This is a genomic window from Cupriavidus sp. 09_S30 (assembly GCF_056930435.1).
Genome location: NZ_JBXOWI010000001.1, coordinates 1248788 through 1265155 on the forward strand (window position 1 = coordinate 1248788; position 16368 = coordinate 1265155).

The 16368-nt window shown below is 61.7% G+C and carries 20 protein-coding genes; 1 reads left to right on the forward strand and 19 read right to left on the reverse strand.

The genetic code is table 11. From position 1 onward, the window contains the following. Positions 1–10: 10 nt before the first annotated feature. The 13 genes from AC1Z3O_RS05920 to AC1Z3O_RS05980 form a co-directional block, all read right to left on the reverse strand. Positions 11–238, reverse strand: coding sequence for a hypothetical protein (locus AC1Z3O_RS05920; RefSeq protein ID WP_483514295.1), 228 nt, complete (start codon positions 236–238; stop codon positions 11–13). Positions 239–296: 58 nt separating this feature from the next. After that, positions 297–1358: a major capsid protein gene (locus tag AC1Z3O_RS05925; RefSeq protein ID WP_483514297.1), complete on the reverse strand. Its 1062-nt coding sequence runs from the start codon at positions 1356–1358 to the stop codon at positions 297–299. A gap of 77 nt (positions 1359–1435) precedes the next feature. Next, positions 1436–1855, reverse strand: a complete 420-nt coding sequence (locus tag AC1Z3O_RS05930; protein ID WP_483514298.1) for a head decoration protein — start codon at positions 1853–1855, stop codon at positions 1436–1438. A gap of 36 nt (positions 1856–1891) precedes the next feature. Then, positions 1892–2521, reverse strand: coding sequence for a hypothetical protein (locus AC1Z3O_RS05935; RefSeq protein ID WP_483514300.1), 630 nt, complete (start codon positions 2519–2521; stop codon positions 1892–1894). Between the two features lie 23 nt (positions 2522–2544). Continuing rightward, the gene (locus AC1Z3O_RS05940; protein WP_483514302.1) at positions 2545–3438 is read right to left on the reverse strand and encodes a S49 family peptidase; all 894 of its coding nucleotides are present in this window, start codon (positions 3436–3438) and stop codon (positions 2545–2547) included. 2 nt (positions 3439–3440) lie between these two features. Beyond that, positions 3441–5072 carry a phage portal protein gene (locus tag AC1Z3O_RS05945; protein ID WP_483514304.1) on the reverse strand — a complete coding sequence of 544 codons (1632 nt, stop codon included), beginning with the start codon at positions 5070–5072 and terminating at the stop codon, positions 3441–3443. Between the two features lie 10 nt (positions 5073–5082). Next, positions 5083–5358 carry a gpW family head-tail joining protein gene (gene gpW / locus AC1Z3O_RS05950; RefSeq protein WP_483514306.1) on the reverse strand — a complete coding sequence of 92 codons (276 nt, stop codon included), beginning with the start codon at positions 5356–5358 and terminating at the stop codon, positions 5083–5085. 25 nt (positions 5359–5383) lie between these two features. After that, positions 5384–7492 (reverse strand): phage terminase large subunit family protein, encoded by a 2109-nt coding sequence (locus AC1Z3O_RS05955; protein WP_483514308.1) that lies wholly within the window; start codon positions 7490–7492, stop codon positions 5384–5386. Next, positions 7464–8039, reverse strand: coding sequence for a hypothetical protein (locus tag AC1Z3O_RS05960; protein WP_483514310.1), 576 nt, complete (start codon positions 8037–8039; stop codon positions 7464–7466). Before AC1Z3O_RS05960 ends, AC1Z3O_RS05955 begins: the two co-directional genes overlap by 29 nt. Before the next feature lie 373 nt (positions 8040–8412). Next, positions 8413–9093, reverse strand: coding sequence for a hypothetical protein (locus AC1Z3O_RS05965; RefSeq protein WP_483514312.1), 681 nt, complete (start codon positions 9091–9093; stop codon positions 8413–8415). 7 nt (positions 9094–9100) lie between these two features. Continuing rightward, positions 9101–9226: a hypothetical protein gene (locus tag AC1Z3O_RS05970; RefSeq protein WP_483514313.1), complete on the reverse strand. Its 126-nt coding sequence runs from the start codon at positions 9224–9226 to the stop codon at positions 9101–9103. 74 nt (positions 9227–9300) lie between these two features. Continuing rightward, positions 9301–9444 carry a hypothetical protein gene (locus AC1Z3O_RS05975; protein ID WP_483514315.1) on the reverse strand — a complete coding sequence of 48 codons (144 nt, stop codon included), beginning with the start codon at positions 9442–9444 and terminating at the stop codon, positions 9301–9303. Between the two features lie 231 nt (positions 9445–9675). Continuing rightward, entirely contained in the window at positions 9676–10350 is a 675-nt protein-coding gene (locus AC1Z3O_RS05980; RefSeq protein ID WP_483514317.1) for a hypothetical protein, read from the reverse strand. A 1166-nt stretch (positions 10351–11516) separates the two neighbouring features. On the opposite strand from AC1Z3O_RS05980, the gene AC1Z3O_RS05985 reads away from it, so the two are divergent. Next, complete coding sequence (locus AC1Z3O_RS05985) at positions 11517–11891, forward strand: hypothetical protein (RefSeq protein ID WP_483514319.1); 375 nt, start codon at positions 11517–11519, stop codon at positions 11889–11891. A 4-nt stretch (positions 11892–11895) separates the two neighbouring features. On the opposite strand, the gene AC1Z3O_RS05990 is transcribed toward AC1Z3O_RS05985, so the two are convergent. The 6 genes from AC1Z3O_RS05990 to AC1Z3O_RS06015 form a co-directional block, all read right to left on the reverse strand. Then, positions 11896–12498, reverse strand: a complete 603-nt coding sequence (locus tag AC1Z3O_RS05990) for a hypothetical protein (RefSeq protein ID WP_483514321.1) — start codon at positions 12496–12498, stop codon at positions 11896–11898. A 1-nt stretch (position 12499) separates the two neighbouring features. Then, positions 12500–12913 carry a helix-turn-helix domain-containing protein gene (locus AC1Z3O_RS05995; protein ID WP_483514322.1) on the reverse strand — a complete coding sequence of 138 codons (414 nt, stop codon included), beginning with the start codon at positions 12911–12913 and terminating at the stop codon, positions 12500–12502. After that, positions 12910–13377: a RusA family crossover junction endodeoxyribonuclease gene (locus AC1Z3O_RS06000; protein WP_483514323.1), complete on the reverse strand. Its 468-nt coding sequence runs from the start codon at positions 13375–13377 to the stop codon at positions 12910–12912. Before AC1Z3O_RS06000 ends, AC1Z3O_RS05995 begins: the two co-directional genes overlap by 4 nt. A gap of 2 nt (positions 13378–13379) precedes the next feature. After that, positions 13380–13853 (reverse strand): hypothetical protein, encoded by a 474-nt coding sequence (locus AC1Z3O_RS06005; RefSeq protein WP_483514324.1) that lies wholly within the window; start codon positions 13851–13853, stop codon positions 13380–13382. 312 nt (positions 13854–14165) lie between these two features. After that, a complete protein-coding gene (locus AC1Z3O_RS06010) occupies positions 14166–14612 on the reverse strand; it encodes a hypothetical protein (protein WP_483514326.1) in 447 nt (148 codons plus the stop codon). A gap of 32 nt (positions 14613–14644) precedes the next feature. Further along, complete coding sequence (locus AC1Z3O_RS06015; RefSeq protein WP_483514328.1) at positions 14645–15784, reverse strand: DNA-methyltransferase; 1140 nt, start codon at positions 15782–15784, stop codon at positions 14645–14647. Between the last annotated feature and the right edge of the window lie 584 nt (positions 15785–16368).

Below are 16368 nucleotides of genomic sequence, written 5' to 3' on the forward strand. Positions count from 1 at the left end.
GGCAGCGCCCCTATTTCTTGCTGATAGTCGGACCGGCTTCCGATGACACGGTCGGCCCGCTGCGCTCATTGACGGGCGGCGTATCCTCATCCGGTTCCAGCGCGCCGAGCGCCTGCAACCGCTTGACTTCGTCGGCAGGCAGATCGGGGACCGTTTGACCCGGTCCGAAATTCACGCCGTTATGGTTGACCGTGTTTCCACGCGCGACGACAGCGCCGCCGCTTTTTTGCGTAGCCATGATGTAACCCCTTTGGAGTTGAGACAGGACAGTGGAGGGAGAACAGCGAGCGCGGTGGTTAGCTGACGACCGGCGGGCAGACGTTGGCGGACAGGCAGGCATTGACCCGCGACGGGATCGTGATCGGTGCCGACTGCATCATGATCAGACGCTGGCCTGGGTCTTCCATCAGCCAAGTTTTCGGCGCGTAGGGCAGGGACTGATAGTTGAACGCGGGATCAAGGATCATGCCGAACGCGCGCGTGCCGAGCATGTTCGGCCCGCACATCAGGACCGAGCCGTCGACGATCATCGGCGTTTCGACATTGGTCGCGGCGTCGACATACCAGTCGTTATAAATCCAGAGGTCATATTGCCCCCAGCGCCCTTTATAGACCGCGCCCTGTTCGATGGCAGCGCCCGGATTGATGGCGTTCCCGAACGGCGCAAGCGCGGGATAAAAGACGGCCCCCTTGACGCGCGCATCAAGGCAGAACGCGGCGAAGGACGACACCGTAAAAATGATGTCCGTCACCTTGGCCCCTGACTTTTTCAGAATCAGGTTTTGCCATGTATCGATATCGGTCGCCGGCTGTGCCGTGCCGGCGTTGATATTCGCTTCGGTCCATTGGCCCGTGCCAGTCTTCGAGACGGTCAGCGACGGATCGCGACCGAAGTCGACGACCGCAGTCGGGAAGCCGTCGCCGGCAATCGTGACCTTGCCGTTGAGCATGGTCTGCACGGCCATCCATTCGAGGCGGCGGTTCAGAATATCGACCTGATCGGCCATTTCGAACATCAGGTTGGCTTGTTCGCGTTCCGCGCCGGTCATGCTGCCGCCGATGCGCTCGCCGATCATGCGGCGAACGGGCTTGCGCAGATCGGGCGCGCGCTTGTCCTTGATATACGCAGGCTTAAATTCGTTCGTCTGATAGCGGCGTTGTTCGACCAGCTTGCCTTCGACCAGGGGCGAGACAAATGGCGCCATGCGGCGAATCCCGACATCCACGTCGATCGATACCGTTTCCGTATCCGCTGTCACGACATTGGGAAAGAAACGATCGAGCATGAATTGCTGCGCGAGTTTCAGATTCGGGACGATCTGAATCAGCAAATTAGTGTCATAAACGAAGGCGGACACGGCAGACTCCCTGAGAGGTTAGGCAAACAAAAAAGCCCGGCAGAGCCGGGCTTGTCTTTGGTTTGCGCGAGGTTGGTTTAGGTGGGATCGGTAGCCGTGACCGGCGTTTTGATGAAAATCGCGAATGGGCGAAGTGCGGCGACGGCGGCAGCGGTCAGCGTCGGGAACGCAGGCGTCGTGCAGTTGCCGTTAAATTCGCCCGTCAGATAGACACCGGAATTGACATCGCCCGCCGTCGCGTCGACGTTGTCGACCAGAATCGCGGACGGGTTCTGACTGCCATCGGACGCCGCCGAGTTATACGGGACGTATTTCCCCGTCGCAGTGATCATGCCCATGATGGTTCCGCGAACATAGGCCGCGCCGCCGCTGATCGTCGCCTGTCCCTGCGTCACCAGTTTCAGGTCCCCGGCGATCAGTTGATCGGGGATATAGGTTTCCGACACCATGCCCGGCGCAAAGGCGTTATCGCCCACCGGCGTGACAGTAGTCGCCATGATTGAAATCTCCGTGAGTGGGGGAGGGGAGAGCGATCAGGCTTTAACGCCTAACGCCTTGTTGTAGGCCGCGACGACCTGTTCGGCGGCGGACTGCGGTCCTTGCTTGCCTTCCGTGCCGACGTTGGGCACCTGTACCGATGCCATGCGCAGCGCGAGGCCGGCACCGCTGCCGCGCTTGACAGGTCCGCCCGCTGCGGCGGCTTCGAGTAGCGGGATTGCCTTCGCGCGTGACATGCCCGTCTGGAAGGCTAGATGCGCGGCAAGGTCCGGACGCACGCCAGCGGCGGCACAGCCAAAGATCGCGGCGCAGCGTGCGCGCTCTGCGCGCCGGGCGGCAAGCGTGATCGCGGCAGCGGCGGCGCTTTCTTCGTCGTCGTCCTGCGCGCGGCCCTTCGCCTTTTTGCCTTCCTTGTCGTCGTCCTTTTTGTCCTGGTCGTCGTCTTCGGCGTCTTCGTCTTCCTTGTCCGGATCTTCCGATTCGGCGTTCTCGTTCGTTTCGTCGTCGTCGTCGTCTTTTTCCGGGTCTTCGGCGCTGCCGCGCTTGGCTTCCTTGTCCTTCTTGTCTTCGTCTTCATCGTCTTCGGCTTTTGCCGCCTTGACGGGCAGGCCCAGCAGATGCGCGAAGCGTGCCGCACCATTCGCGGCGATCTGTAGCGTTTTCATATCTGACAATCTCCGTTAAGAATTCAAGCGGCGAGCGATTGCAAGAGTTCGCGGAAGGCCGCATCTGGCGATGCGACCGCGTCCGCGAGTCCCCGACGCACGGCATCCGCGCCGAGAAAGGTCGCCGCCTGCGTCGCCCGAACCGCATCGGCTGAAAGGTCACGATTGCGCGCGACGGTCTGCACGAATAGGTCGCCCATCGTGTCGATATCCGCCTGATAGCGCGCTAAGGCTTCGTCAGCGAGTGGCAGTTCGGGATAGCCGTCCGTTTTGCGCTCGCCGTAGGCAATGAAGGTCACGACCAGTCCGGCGTCTGCTAGGGAACGCGACCAGTCGACATGCATCATCAGGACGCCAATCGAGCCCGCGCCGCCCGTGCGCGGGACCGTGATCCGGTCCGCTGCGCTCGCGATGGCATAGCCCGCCGAATACGCGCCTTCATTCAGGATTGCCCAGATCGGTTTAGTCCCGCGCGCTTGATAGATCGTGTCGACCAAATCGAACGCGCCCGCGACTTCGCCGCCGGGCGAATCGATGTCCAGGACAATCGCGGAAATCTGCGGATCGGTCAGCGCCTGCAGGAAGTTTTGCCGGATGCCGTCATAGCCCGTCATGCCCGACCAGGGGCGCACGCTGCCGAGCTTCTGAACTAGGGTCCCTTCGATTTGGATGACCGCGACGCCCGCGACGTTGTCATAACCGACCTGCGGTTCGCGCCCGCGTCGCGTGTATTGGTCGTCTTCGTCTTCCTGGTCGAATGCGAGCGGCATCAGCGCCGCGCCATCGAGGCGGAATAGCTGCGAGACGCCGAGGCGTTCGGCCAGCGCGCACATGATGACTTCGGCTTTCTCCGGGCGGATGGCAATCGGCACGTTGAACAGGCGCTGCGCCAAATGGGGCAATCGGTTTGCGTGCATGGTTAGACCGCCTGCGGCTTCGTGATGACTTCGTTCGCGCTCTGCATTCCGGCCCATGACGGCACGGGCAGGCCGCGTTCCTTGAATCCTTCGACTTCGCGTGCGCGCTGGTCTAGGACTTCCTCATAATCGAGCCCCTGTTCTGCGCATTCCGCTTCGAGGGTCGACAGGCCGGCATCCATGCCGAGCACTGCGCCCTGTTTCTCCGCGACCGGGTCAATCCAGCCGCGCCCCGGCCCGATCCACTGGCATTGGCTGTAGGCCGTGCGCGCTTCGAGAAAGTCCGGCGCATCATCGGGCAGCGGCAGCGGGTCCGAATCGAACACTTCCTCAAGGAACGCGGCATAGACTGGCGCCGCGAAGCCGGTTGCAAATTCGATCCGGCGACGGGTCAAGGTCTTCCAGGCTTCGAGCAGTGCGGCCCGCGCGCTGCTGTAATTCACGTCTGACCAGTCCTGCGACAGTTGCTGCGCGGATATGCCCATACTGGCGGCGGCATTGCGCAGAACCGCGCCTTCAAACTCGCGGAAGTTCGAGCTGGGGCGTTCCGCCGTGACCGTGTTGATCTTCTCGCCCGGAAACAGGATCGGCATACGCGCCTCGCCGAGCACGATGCGTCGGTCACAATGGAAGTCCGCGCGCGCCTGCTGGTAGGCGGTCAGTTCCTGCGCCTTGTCGCCTAACGATTCTTCGACAAAGGACGCATCGAACGGGCTTTCGATATACGCGCCAAAAATCGAATTGATGATTGCGGCATCGAGTTCCACGCCGTCATACTTCACCAGCATTTTTAGCCGCTGCAGGATCGGCGTCAGCACGCCCGCGCCGCCCCTGTGTTGCCCGCCGCGGTCGTGATCGAAGTCATGCACGACGATGGGGCGCCCCCACTCGGTTTCGCGTGCGATCAGGTCCCACGTCATGCTGTCCGCTGCCGCGTACCAGTCGCCCGCATGCGCCCGGCGAATGTAGTAGCCGACTGCCGCGCCGTAGTCGTCAATCTTGACGCCCCCGCGCATGTATCGCTGATCGAATTGCAGATAGGGATTCGACAGGCGATCCGGGTCCACGACCTGGATCGCGGTCGCGTAGTGCGCGCGGCCCGGCCCCATGCGGCCCGGTAGCCAGTACAGGATCGCGAGCGCGTCGCCGTCCACCAGCTTGTGCCGAAAGGCGAGGCGGAACATTTGCGGCAGCGTCAGCGCCCGCTGCGTGTCGGCATAGCGGCCCGGATCGTTGGCCCATGTGCGCCACGCCGCTTCGACTTCGCGCCCGAATTCATCGGCCCACTTGGCATCGAAAGCGGGATTGCCGGTCATCGCCGCGAGCGCCCGATAGTCGGGTTTCGCGATGGGGCGGAAGTTCGCGCCGATGGCATTGTCTAGGATGCGCGTGACGCCGCCCGACGCCCACCCATCATTGCGGACCAGATCGCGCACGCGGGACACAATGCGGTCCCGGTACATGTCCAGGTCGGTATCCGCCGATCCGAGGTACGGTTGCCACGCCGCCATATGCGCGCCGTAATTGTCGGCGGCGTCATAGGGCGTGTTCGAGCCCCCGGCCAGCATCAGCGCGCGCCGATTGGGCGTCATCGCGTGACCGTCCTGGTCCAGAAGCGTGATTTCGGCAGGCATGATGCCCCCTCTATCGATAGAGCGGATAGACAGGCCGGCGAGCCTTGCAGATCAGCCCGAGCGCCTGTTGTAGCTGGCGGATCAGCGCCGACAGTTGCGCCGGACTGGTCGCGGAAAAGGTCACGGCGCGCGCGCCGTCGCCCTGCGTGTACGAAAAGGACACCCCTTTGCCGCCCATCATGTAATCGAGATACGCCTGTTGCGCGGCGCCGAGCGCGGCCTGTAGCTGGTCCGGCGTCATGCCAGAGAAAAGGCTGACCGGCGCGCAGCAATCGCAGTTCGCCATGATCGAATCCCCCAAGGTGTGCAGGTCAGGCGAGACGATTCGCCCAAGATTTCGCGGCGACCTGCGTCACGGTCGGCCCGCGCGGCACGATGGCGGCAGGCGCAGGCGCAGGCGATCCAGAACCAGGTTCGGCAGGCGCTGCGCCCGCGAGCGTCGGACGCTCTGCCGGCGGCAGTCCGTCATACGGCGCGGCGACTTGCTCCGCGCGCCGGTTCAATTGCAGGCCGAAATGAAACAGGCCGCAGAGCGCCGCATAGTTGTAGACGCGGCAATCCAGTGCCTCGTTTGCCTTGCCGCGCGGCAATTCCCAGATGCGGAAACGCTGCCCCTGTACAACCTTGACCACCGCGACTTCGGCAGTCAGTTGCGCGTAGTACCCGATATCGCGGTCGGCGGGAAAGTGCATGTATCCGCTGCCCGGCGATTCGATATGCAGGCGCGCGCGGATCGTGTCCTTCGCGGCATTGACGCCGATGATCACGGGTCGATAGGTCGATTTGCTGCGCTTGCTGGGTTTCTTGGTCGGCCAGACCGGGTTGCGCTGTCCGCTGCGCGCTGACTCGCCCTTGATCGCCCAGACATGCCGACCGATGCGCGCCTTGCAGAATTCATAGACCTTTTGCGTGCAGTGTCCGGAATCGATGCAGGCCGCGAGGACCGCAAAGGGTCGCCCATCGGCACGGGTCCAGGTCCGCTGTAGATGCGCGTCGAGCCGGTCCCAGACTTCCGGGTCCTGCGGATCGCCATCGAGCACGGTATAGGCGATTGACCAGCTTTCCTCATTGCGGCCCCAGCCGGCAATCTCGCATTCGATCCGGTCGTCCTGTACGTCGACGCCAGCGGTCAGCACGGCGACGCCGTCCGGCACTTCTGCGGCCCAGAGTTCGCCGCGCGCCTGCATCGCTTCCAGGCGCAGTTCCTTGCCAGCGTGCGGGCGATAGGGCAGCCCTTCCTGCGTGTTCCACCACGCCTGTTTGCGGTCTTCGTCGTCCTTGGCTTTCAGCCATTTGGCGGCGATATCGCTAGGCTTGTCCTTTTGCCACGGACTGTAGAGCTTGCGCGCGTGAAAGCCCGCATGGACATTCGAGACGCCCCATTGCCCGCAGTCCGGGCATTTGGCCCGGTAGACCGCGTGTCGATCCGATTCGGACCAGTCCCACACGGCATCGAGGGGCGCGGCCTGATCCCCGCGCCATGCGGCGGCGTAATCGTCCAGCGGCACGTGCCAGCGTTCGCAGCAGAAGAACGCCCGCGTTTGATGCCAGCGCGCCGATAGCAGCGCGCGCAGGCGGTCGCCTTCGGTCCAGCCCGTGCCGCACGCCTCGCAGTAAATCCGCGCCGTTTCCGGGTGGTGTTGATCGCCGTCCTTGTCCCACTGCACGTGCCGGAAAAACTCGGGGAACATCCTGTGCCCGCAGTGCGGACAGGCGAGCGAGGCGCGGCGCTGGTCGCTGTCCAGGTAGGACGCCTCGATCCGGCTTTCGTCTTCGACGGTCGGGGACCCGGCGCGCACCGATAGCCAATTGAGCCCATACGTGGCCGTCCGTTCTTCGGCGAGCGTGATCGGGTCCCCTTCCTTTGTGACCGGGTAGCGGTCGATTTCGTCAGCCAGTACAACGCGCACCGGACGGCGCGCGAGGTTGTCCGGGCTGCCGGCCCCGGCGAGGATCAGAAACCCGCCGGGAAAGGACTTATGACGCAGCGTTTCCTTGCTGCGCCGGGCACGGTCGGCACCCACCCGCGCCTTTAGGACGGGGGTCACGCGCACGTTAGGCGCGATGCGTTCCTTGCTGAATTCTTCGGCGGCGTCCTCTTTCGGCTGCAGTAGCAGGATCGGACACGGGTCCAGGTGCGCGAAGTACCCGAAGACGTTGATCAGAAATTCCGTCTTTAGGAGCTGCGTGCAGGTCATGACCGTGATCGTATGCACGCCCGGTTCTGTGACCGCGAGCATCGGCCCGCGCGCAATCTCTACCCGGTCCGTATGCCAGCGCCCGGATATGGCGCCCGACTCTGCCGCGACGGACCGATAGCGGTCGGCCCACTCGGGCAGCGTGACGCGCGGCGGCGGCGACAGGGCGCGTCGACAGGCTGCGTTCAGCCGGTCAATTTTCCCGCTCAACAAAACTTGCATCGGGGTCGCCCAATTCGGTTAGATGGGCGTGGACATAATCGATCAGGCGGCGCGTCAATAGATCAGCGTCCACGCCCAAGTCCGCCGCGAGTAGCGGCGCAATCCGTGCCGGCCAGTTCAGCCAGCTATCGCGCACGGCGCGGAAGTTTTCAAAGAGGACCTGCTCGGCCAGATCGAGCGCGATGACCGCGCCGGACTTTCGAAGAAACTCGAGTTCTCGCAGCGCGGCGATATGGTTTTCTTTGCGATACAGCGCGTCAGCGTAGAGACTCGCGCGCGACGCTTCGGCATCGCCTGCGCCATCGCGCGCACCAGGCATCGCAGCGCCGGTCGCGTCCGCCGTCGAGTGCAGGACCGCGCCGGGCTTCGGCAGTTCTTCGGCGCGCAGCTTGCGCTGATTCATCGGACGCCATGCCGTGCCGACCAAAGCGGGATCGAGCCTGCCGTCTGGCAGCGCGACCAGATCGCCCGCCTTGATCGCGTTCTGGACGCGCGTGTGACTGCAGCCGTCGCGCCGCGCAAACTCGCGGACTGAAATCCCTTTCATGGTTTCGCCTTTGCAAATTGGCAAGTCATTTGCAAATCCACAGCCGGACGAAAAACGCGCGCGCGAAGTGCCCGCGATGCTTCGAGGGCTGGGAAGGACCCGCGACGGTAGGGGAGGGCTGTCCCTAGTAGTCTTCGCTTTGGGGGGTCCCAAGCGATGCAGGTAGCTGCGCCTGCGTCATGGCTTCGCGCGAGGTCAGGAGCTTCGCGCGTTCCTCTAGCTTCGCCGTCCAGAACGTCGCGCAGTCGGTCGCAATCTGCAATTGGTCAGGCGTGCGCGCGTTGCGGATATCTTTGCTGGCTTGTTCCAGGCCGCGCTCGCGACATCGGCCAATGCTTCCACGTAAGGGTTTTGCATGATGATCGAAGCCCCTTCATTTCTTCGCGGTTTCCATCGCGCGCGCCATCGCCTTATCAAACTCGCGCCGTAGGCTGGCGTTGACGATCTGTTTCGCCTTCGCGCCGTACTCAAGGCGAGGCGTGACCGGGCGCGGATCACCGAAACGAATCAGTAACCGCAGATGCCCCGAAGTGTTGGCCCCGCGCGCGACTTTCGAGCGCCCGCGAATCTTCGGATTTTTGCGCTTGAACGGTCGCTGCCAGACACCGCTAATCATTTCGCCCGACGCGGTTTTGATCGTGCCGATGAATACGTCCGGGCGCGTGCGCAGCGTCGCGATCTTGCCGCGCGGAATGTTGCCGTAACGGTTCAGCATCTGCCGCGCGACAGGGGACAGCATCGCGCGGCTAGAGCCCGGCAGCACCTGCGGTCCGCCTTTCTCTGACGGTTGCAGATAGCGCGCCTGGATGTCTTTGACAAACACGGTCGCGGTCTGGCTCGCCTTGGTCGCTTTCTTGACCGAGACACCGCGCAGCGTGAAAGGCGTAGGGCGGTCGAGCTTTTCCGCCATGTTCTGCTGTTCGCCCTGCTGGACCTTGACGGCGACGGCGTTTAGCGCCTGTGCGGTCGCGAACGGGATTTGCTGCCGCGCGAATGCGGTCAGGCTGCGCGTAATCGCTTTGATGTCGGCGCGGACGCTGATATCGGAAGCCATAGCAGCATCACGCGCATGGTCGGAGCGCCGCGCGCCAGATCAGGCAAACAATGCCAACCCAACCGGCGATCACGGCCAGCCCGACAAACGTCAGCACTACCAGCCAGAACGGGACCAGATCGAACGCCGCCATGCTTCGCCGCGTCGCGCTGCGGTCCGGATCAATTTCTGGCCCGGCATCGTCTGGGAGGGGAGACACGGGACACCCTACGCCGCGAAATGACTCGCGATCTGCGCGCCGAGGGCGAACGCCAGCCCGGCAGCGGTCAGGTTCAGGTGAGGCGAGGCGACATTGAGCGCCGCCGCGACCAGCAGAATCAGCGAAATGACCAGCAGGACAAGGGCAATCATGGGGCCCCCCCTTTTTTTGGTTCATCGCCGAATTCCGGGGAGTTCATGGACTGGGGCAGCGCGGGGTGGCTGAACCCTTCCTGCCGCCCCGCATCCGCAGCGACAGGCAGGCTCCCGGCATTCCATCTCATTTGGCCGCTGCACGCTCCATTGCGGTCAGTCTGCCCACGGCACCTGATCGGCGATTTGGGACCCATCTCCGCCACCCGTCTCTTCCAATCTTGACGGCCGCTATTTCTGCGACTGGAGTGTTTCAACAAATTTAGCGACTGCTGCCTGGACTTGCTGAAAAGACGAGCCGATTTCCTTCCCAAAAAAACATCTAACAATATATTTTTTATTCTTCGAGAACGCTATTTTATACTTGACACTCCAATCACCAAAATCCGTCACAAGCACATAATCGTGCGTTTTGGAGCGGAAGCCATATGCTAGTGATCGCCCGCTTTTTCCGACTGGTTCGGAATAGAGGTCGAAGCCGTTCTCCGAGCCGAATTTTTTGGCTCCGAATCGCCCGCTAAGTACGTTATCGACTTCGTTTCCGTTTGGCGGATAGGGCATTACAACAATATCCAGGATTCGACTGCTTTTTGTGTATCGATAAGGTTTCAAGGTGGGCGTCATCGACGGATAAAGAACAAGGACTCTAAAATATTCATCCTTGATTTCCGGGTTGTATTCTTTTGGCACACTAAAAGAGGCAGTCGTGCCGTGGTGGCTGTCACCTATCGTGAAATTATAAAATTCCCCCGGAGGGGTTGTTGCTGCCGGAAATGCAAATGAGGCGTAAAGTATCGATAATATAAAAATCGCGACGCGAGGAGAAGGTAATTTTTTCGAGAGAGACTTGATCAAGGAGTGCGGTATGTACCGCCAGATGTGACCCAACATAAGCAGCGCGGGCATGCGGCCCTCCGACAAAGAAATTTTTGGCTGTCCGGGCTAAGTTTAAATGTCCGGGCGCGAGCATAGTGGTACGCTTGACTGCTGTGATGCGGGACAAGTTCGCGGCGGTCATTGTCGGCCTCAGCCGCCCCTCTTCTCGACGCTCAATATTACCGCGTGATGCCGAGCCATAGAGGGCTCAAGGCATTGCCAAAGCGGTTGATACTTCGGCTCGCCGAACAAATCGAAGTTAGCTCTGCGGTCGTGCTTTGGAGCACCGCCAAGAGTCTGGCCAGAGCAGAATAACGAGCGCAATAGAAAAAGGGACAACCATCATGGCCGTGCCTGCAGTTGGGAAATGGCGTGGCGTGTGGGCAGCGCTAGAAAGTGTAAACCACACTACCGAGAGTGGAGGCAGGCAAAGCGCTGCGGCGCAAAAAAGTCGAGTCTTTGCCAGTGCGCTGGGCCAAGCTCTTGCGACGATCAGTGGTAGCCAGAATGGGAGCGCGAATACGAGGCCAATGCTCAACCACAGAGCAATTGCATGGGGAGCTCGGTAGAGCACGAGCTCACGAAAGTCGAAAACCAATCCAACCGAGGCGAACACAACAAAGCAGAGTAATCCGAGAGCGGCGAGTGCGACCTGGCTGAGCCACGGCATGAGACACCCCACTGGACGTATGGATTGATAGGCGAGACAGGAAGACAGTTAGCCTAACCTAAATCTGCTTGTACTGCGTCGGTGCAATGTACGGCGTCGCACAAGTCCTGCCGGTAGCGTCCCAGCAAGCGTCGAAACTGCCCACCCGTGATCTCGGAGCATTGCCCGGCGTGATCCGCGACCTGATCCAAACGAAAAGCCCGGCATGACCGGGCTTTGTCTTTGGCGCGGCGGCACCTTGCCACGTCTAGCGCCACCATAGGTCAGAATTCCCGAAAGTGCAAAAACCGGCTAGGGATTGCCATTAGACGTAACGGCCCGACGAGCACCGTCTTCCTAAACTGAGGCGATGTAGGGAGGCTCAGGTGTCTTCGCGGACAGCATAGGCGTCCACTTGGTTTTCTCTGTGTCACCCCACTCTAGCGGGGTGCACGATGCGAGCCGGCCAGCGATAGCATGGCGCGCATGAAAAAGACTCTCGCTTCCCTTTTCATGCTGGCCCTTGCCGCGTTGCGTTGCAGCCCCAATGCGTGAGGAGACGAGTGGCAGGTGGGCGCGGCGACTCGGCGTCCTAACGATACTGTATTCGCTGGCACTGTTTTGGCTCACGTTCGCTCGCCTCCACGTCAATTTACAGCCCTACCTTGCCCGTGCCCTGGATGACGGCGGATTCTGGTTCGCGGTTGTCGCATGGGTCGCGCTTTTGGGCTTGACCATCCTGGCGCAGATTGGCCTGGTGGTCATTGGCGGAACTGAGGACAAGTTGCGGCGGCGAGTGGCGGACTTGGAGCGTCAAGTCATCTGCTTGGAACTCGAGCTGGGTCGCGGAGACCCACTGATCGCGTCCGACCCCGTCATGCTTTCTGAGCTTGGTGTATCCCACTTTTGGAAGCCAAAATGATCGGCTACAGGTCCGCGATCTCGTCGACTAGGTCCGGAATGAATAGCCGTTCCAGCCGGCGGATCGCGGCACGCTCGCATTCATCGCAGTGATCCGCGACGATCAGCGCGAGGCGATACAGCGCCTTACGGGACAGGCCCGTCCGCTTGGCAATGGCCCACATCGTCAGGTCGGCGGTTTCGCGTCCGCGCTGATAGTGCCGCGCGACCAGATTCGCGAAGGCGATCCGCGACGCGGTCATATGGACGCGATACAGGTCGTCGGCCAGCCCGGCGATTCCCTGCAGGCGTTCCGGTCCGTCCGCGTAGGCCGCGAGGACGGCGGCTAGCTCCGCACCGCGTAGGCGCTGCGTGCAGATCATCAGCACATAGGCGCCTTGCGCCCGGATTTCCAGCGGCGACAGCCCGGCGAAGTTGACCGACTCGGACGGCGGTCCGCCATAGAGCCGGGCGAGCCACGCCCGCTGCATCGCGTTCAGGTCGGGCGCGGTTTCCATCATCGCCAGCAAGGAGCGGCGCAGGCTCGCGCCGGCATTCGCCGGCACCCGGCGCAGCAGGAACGACACCCAGATCGCGACCGGCGTGGTGCGGAAGGGCGCGCGCGGCATGTCACGCTCCGGGCGGGCGGGACCGGGCGCGCGGGAGTTGCCACCCTGGTTCCGAGTTGCCAGTCTGCCCGGCGTCCGTCGACGGCCCCGACGACGCCCCATAGGACGCCAGCAGACGGCCCACGTTGGCGTCGGCGTACCGGCCTGACCCCGAGGCAAAGGCGGCGAGCGTTTGCGCCTGCCAGCGGTCCGCATCGGGCGCGGCGCTGGCATAGCGTCGCCGGCCCGGCCCGGTACTGGCGACGACCAGACCGACGCCGGCCAGATCGGCGAGCCGCGCGGCGACGGTCGGGCGCGATGCGTCGGCCAGCCGGCGCGCGAGTGCGCCAGCGGTCAGCGGCCCGGCGGCGTCTAGCTCTGCGAGGATGCGCGCCGGCAGCGTCTGTCGCCATGCCGCGCGGACGGCTTGGGTCATGATCCCATTTCCCCGAGGTCCAGTTGTTGCGCCTGGATTGGTTCCACGATTATCTCTGCGCGCGGCTTATTCCGGTCAATCCCATGATAGATATGTTTCTCCCGGACCTGCCGGTCATTATGATAAACGCCACGCTGGACTAGCTCGCGCTGCCGCTCGCCATTACGGCGGACGGCCTGGTATTGGTCCTGCAGGGCATCGAGGATGATGCTTTCGTCCAGGTCCGGGCGTTCGCTGGCGTAATAAATCCGGATCGTGACCCGCACCGGACCGGACAGACCCACCCGGCATTTGGGCGGAATCTGCTTGAGCGCATCGCGGGCATAGCCCCGTCCTTTCTCGGATTTGCGGATAATGGGGCGGCGGCGCAAATCGCCATCATCGTCACGATACGCCACCACGCCTAGCTCGCGGCTATTCGCCTTGCTGGCGGGTTCTCCGAGAATGAAAAAGGCGATTTGCATGGCTAGCCCCTGACCGCTGCATATCCGACCGTATTAGGGTCGGCGGTTGGCGCGGATATACTCGCGTCAATCCCCTTGCGTTTGGCTTCATTGATCAGCGTCATATTAACCCGATTCGCCCATAGCTGCAGATTCTGGTTTTCGTCGCGGTCGGCGCATAGCCGATAGCCGGAACGCGGTTCGGTCAGGCAATGCACGATGCGGGTTTGCCGAGGCGCTAAATCCGGGCGATGATGCGAATGCATGTAATCTGCTGCCATTTGCGCCGCGCCGTTATGCCACTCGAGTTCGGTTAACTGCTGCGCCCGATAAATCGCCTTGAATAGCTGGCGGCGCTTCCGTAACTCGGTCGTGATATTCGGCCAATCGACCGGACCGGATTCGAAATGCGCCGCGCAAAACCAGTCCACTCCGGTTTTGTAGACCGCCGGGAGAATGCAGCCGTACACTTTGCAGGCGCCGGTTTTGTCGATCATGATCGATTACCAATGCCGCGCAGTTTTGCGCCTATAGGTTGCCACGTATCGTGTGGCATTAGCTGGACGGCGCGCAGGCCGCCGTTTTCGGGTTGGGCGAGTAGGGGCGGTTCGTCGTCCAGTGTCGCCCAGCCGCTGCCGTTTGGGTCGGGCTTAGGTGGCGCGGTTTTGTCGGTCGAATTTTTATTATCGGGTTTGTCGACGGCGGTCGCCTCGCGCGCGCGGTTAGGGTTATTCAAAGGCTTTAGGTCAGTAGACGCTGAAATACCTTTTGAATTATTAACACCTGACACCCATTGTAAACCAATGGTTTTATCTTCTCGCGCGCGCGAGACCGGTAGGGCGTGACATCACGCCATCGTCACGGGTGACAGTCACTCCCTTGTCACGGGTGACGTTTTTTCCCTTGTCGCGCTGGCGTTTGCGTGACTGGCGTTCGCGGTCCTTCCCGCGCTGCGCCTCGCTTCGCGGGTTCCATTCGTCAAAAGCGGACAGCAGGAAACCGGGCGTATCGCCGCGCGTCGCGGCACACATCAGACCGCTTTCTAGTAGTGCATCGGCGCATCCGGGACACGTCATGTTGTCAATATCGCGTGACGTCACGTGTGACAGAAATCCGTTGTCCGTATGCTTGACTGCCCAAGTCCAGAAGCGCACAAGATATCCGACCGCCTGCGCCGGATTAATGCCGAGTGAAACCGCAAGCCGGATTACTTCTGTTTTGTCAATAATGTCTGAATCGACCTTGATCCATGCCATGATTTACCCTTTCGTGAATGAAAAACGCCCGGTTATGTGCCGGGCGAATCGTGGTCAAACAATTCGGTTTGTGCGCCGTTATAAACGGACGCAGTAACCGGATCATCGGGGGTAAACAACCGCGCCTGCCGGGTTTCGCGGATAACGCGCAGTTTGGCGAGTGCGACATGCGAGGGCAGTATGTCGAAACCAATAAAGCGGCACCCCTCGCGCCATGCCGCAATGCCTGTCGAGCCAGAGCCGGCGAACGGGTCGAGAATCAGTCCGCCCGGCGGCGTAATCAATCGGATCAGATAGCCCATTAGCGCCAGCGGTTTAACTGTCGCGTGGTCGTTGTCCTGGCCGCGCTCGCTTTGGGTCGGTTTCGCGCAGTAGAAGAATCGCCCACCGTCGCCGTGGAATGCTTGAATGACTGGCGCGCTGCCGTCATGGATCAGATTTGCCGGGAATCGCCCGAGGCCGTCGACCAGGGGACTAAACCCGCCGCTGTTGAGTCCGCCCCCGTAGAGCGTCTGACCGACGCTGCCGGGCGTGTCGAGCCGGGTCCCGCCTTCATTGCCGACGCGACAGCCGTCGATATTGAGCGCGCCCGTGCCGAAGGACAGGACGGTATTCGCCACGGTCCTGTCGAGCGGTTTGCGCGCGAGGCAGATCGGTTCATGCGCGGGTTTTAAGGCGGTCCCGAATCCCTGCCATTTAGCGGCGGCATCGGTCGCCGGCTGATCGCGGCGAATGCGGTCCGAGCTGGCATTATGGTCAAACTTGCCGCCGGGCGCGCGCGGTTCCGGATTGCCGTCGCGCGTAATGATGCGATCGGCGCCCGCGGCACGGTCAATCGCTTTACTGACATCGAGGGATTTCGGAAACCCCTCGCCATAGACCCACACGATTTGATCGCGGATTTCGAACCCGGCGTCCTCTATGGCGCAGGTCATGCGATGGTAAGTGCGGGCGCTGGAGAATGCGAGCAGATGCGCGCCGGGCTTCAATACTCGCAGGCATTGCGCCCACATAATGGGGTCGTTGGCAATACCGGACTTGTCCCACGCGTGATTCAGAAAACCGATCTCATAAGGGGGATCGGTAATGATCGCGTCTATGCTGTTATCCGCGAGCGTCGGCAGTAATTCCCGACAGTCTCCGCATAATAGCGCAAGGGTTTCCGGAAGCATGGCCCGTGATCGTTCTCATGTCCTGCGCAACGGGTTTGCAGCCACGCACGGGGGGCCGGCAATGCCGTTACTGTAGGGCGCCGCCCGGAGAATGCAAGCGCGCGCCTCAAACGCGAATCAAGAGCGGCGCCGGGTTTTTTGTTTCCAGTCGTAACGTTTCGACACGATTTCTACCGCGTTTCTGTAATACGTTGAAATACTCTGTGATAGTTGCAAAGTGCATCAAAGTCCCGTGATGATGGCAAATCAATGACTTACGCGCGCTGCGCCACCCATTTTGGGGTCTTTCCCCTGTCCATTTCGTGCCAAATCAGCCGTTTAGCGCGGTCCGAAGATTGTTCTTTTCTTTTGCGAGTGCCGCCCTAAGCTACCGACTTGCGAGGGGCGCACCTTGATGGGGCCGGCAGTATCACGACCGCGCTATATCAAGGGCTGGCGGGCGAACATCGGGAATGCTGCAATCAGATTTAAAAAATTCTTTATTGACTTGGTCAGCGGCGCCGCGTTTTTATAGTGCTCTACCGTCCCAAGTCGGGGCGTTTCAAACGTTGTCACGACAAATAAATCCGGGTAATGAGAAACAT

Bases quoted from the DNA above. Each gene is read 5' to 3' on its own strand.
- AC1Z3O_RS05920 (WP_483514295.1), bottom strand. From the start codon at position 238: ATGGCTACGCAAAAAAGCGGCGGCGCTGTCGTCGCGCGTGGAAACACG.
- AC1Z3O_RS05930 (WP_483514298.1), bottom strand. From the start codon at position 1,855: ATGGCGACTACTGTCACGCCGGTGGGCGATAACGCCTTTGCGCCGGGC.
- AC1Z3O_RS05935 (WP_483514300.1), bottom strand. From the start codon at position 2,521: ATGAAAACGCTACAGATCGCCGCGAATGGTGCGGCACGCTTCGCGCAT.
- AC1Z3O_RS05940 (WP_483514302.1), bottom strand. From the start codon at position 3,438: ATGCACGCAAACCGATTGCCCCATTTGGCGCAGCGCCTGTTCAACGTG.
- AC1Z3O_RS05945 (WP_483514304.1), bottom strand. From the start codon at position 5,072: ATGCCTGCCGAAATCACGCTTCTGGACCAGGACGGTCACGCGATGACG.
- gpW (WP_483514306.1), bottom strand. From the start codon at position 5,358: ATGGCGAACTGCGATTGCTGCGCGCCGGTCAGCCTTTTCTCTGGCATG.
- AC1Z3O_RS05955 (WP_483514308.1), bottom strand. From the start codon at position 7,492: ATGCAAGTTTTGTTGAGCGGGAAAATTGACCGGCTGAACGCAGCCTGT.
- AC1Z3O_RS05960 (WP_483514310.1), bottom strand. From the start codon at position 8,039: ATGAAAGGGATTTCAGTCCGCGAGTTTGCGCGGCGCGACGGCTGCAGT.
- AC1Z3O_RS05965 (WP_483514312.1), bottom strand. From the start codon at position 9,093: ATGGCTTCCGATATCAGCGTCCGCGCCGACATCAAAGCGATTACGCGC.
- AC1Z3O_RS05970 (WP_483514313.1), bottom strand. From the start codon at position 9,226: ATGGCGGCGTTCGATCTGGTCCCGTTCTGGCTGGTAGTGCTGACGTTT.
- AC1Z3O_RS05975 (WP_483514315.1), bottom strand. From the start codon at position 9,444: ATGATTGCCCTTGTCCTGCTGGTCATTTCGCTGATTCTGCTGGTCGCG.
- AC1Z3O_RS05980 (WP_483514317.1), bottom strand. From the start codon at position 10,350: ATGCCCGCGCTGCTTATGTTGGGTCACATCTGGCGGTACATACCGCAC.
- AC1Z3O_RS05985 (WP_483514319.1), top strand. From the start codon at position 11,517: ATGCGTGAGGAGACGAGTGGCAGGTGGGCGCGGCGACTCGGCGTCCTA.
- AC1Z3O_RS05990 (WP_483514321.1), bottom strand. From the start codon at position 12,498: ATGCCGCGCGCGCCCTTCCGCACCACGCCGGTCGCGATCTGGGTGTCG.
- AC1Z3O_RS05995 (WP_483514322.1), bottom strand. From the start codon at position 12,913: ATGACCCAAGCCGTCCGCGCGGCATGGCGACAGACGCTGCCGGCGCGC.
- AC1Z3O_RS06000 (WP_483514323.1), bottom strand. From the start codon at position 13,377: ATGCAAATCGCCTTTTTCATTCTCGGAGAACCCGCCAGCAAGGCGAAT.
- AC1Z3O_RS06005 (WP_483514324.1), bottom strand. From the start codon at position 13,853: ATGATCGACAAAACCGGCGCCTGCAAAGTGTACGGCTGCATTCTCCCG.
- AC1Z3O_RS06010 (WP_483514326.1), bottom strand. From the start codon at position 14,612: ATGGCATGGATCAAGGTCGATTCAGACATTATTGACAAAACAGAAGTA.
- AC1Z3O_RS06015 (WP_483514328.1), bottom strand. From the start codon at position 15,784: ATGCTTCCGGAAACCCTTGCGCTATTATGCGGAGACTGTCGGGAATTA.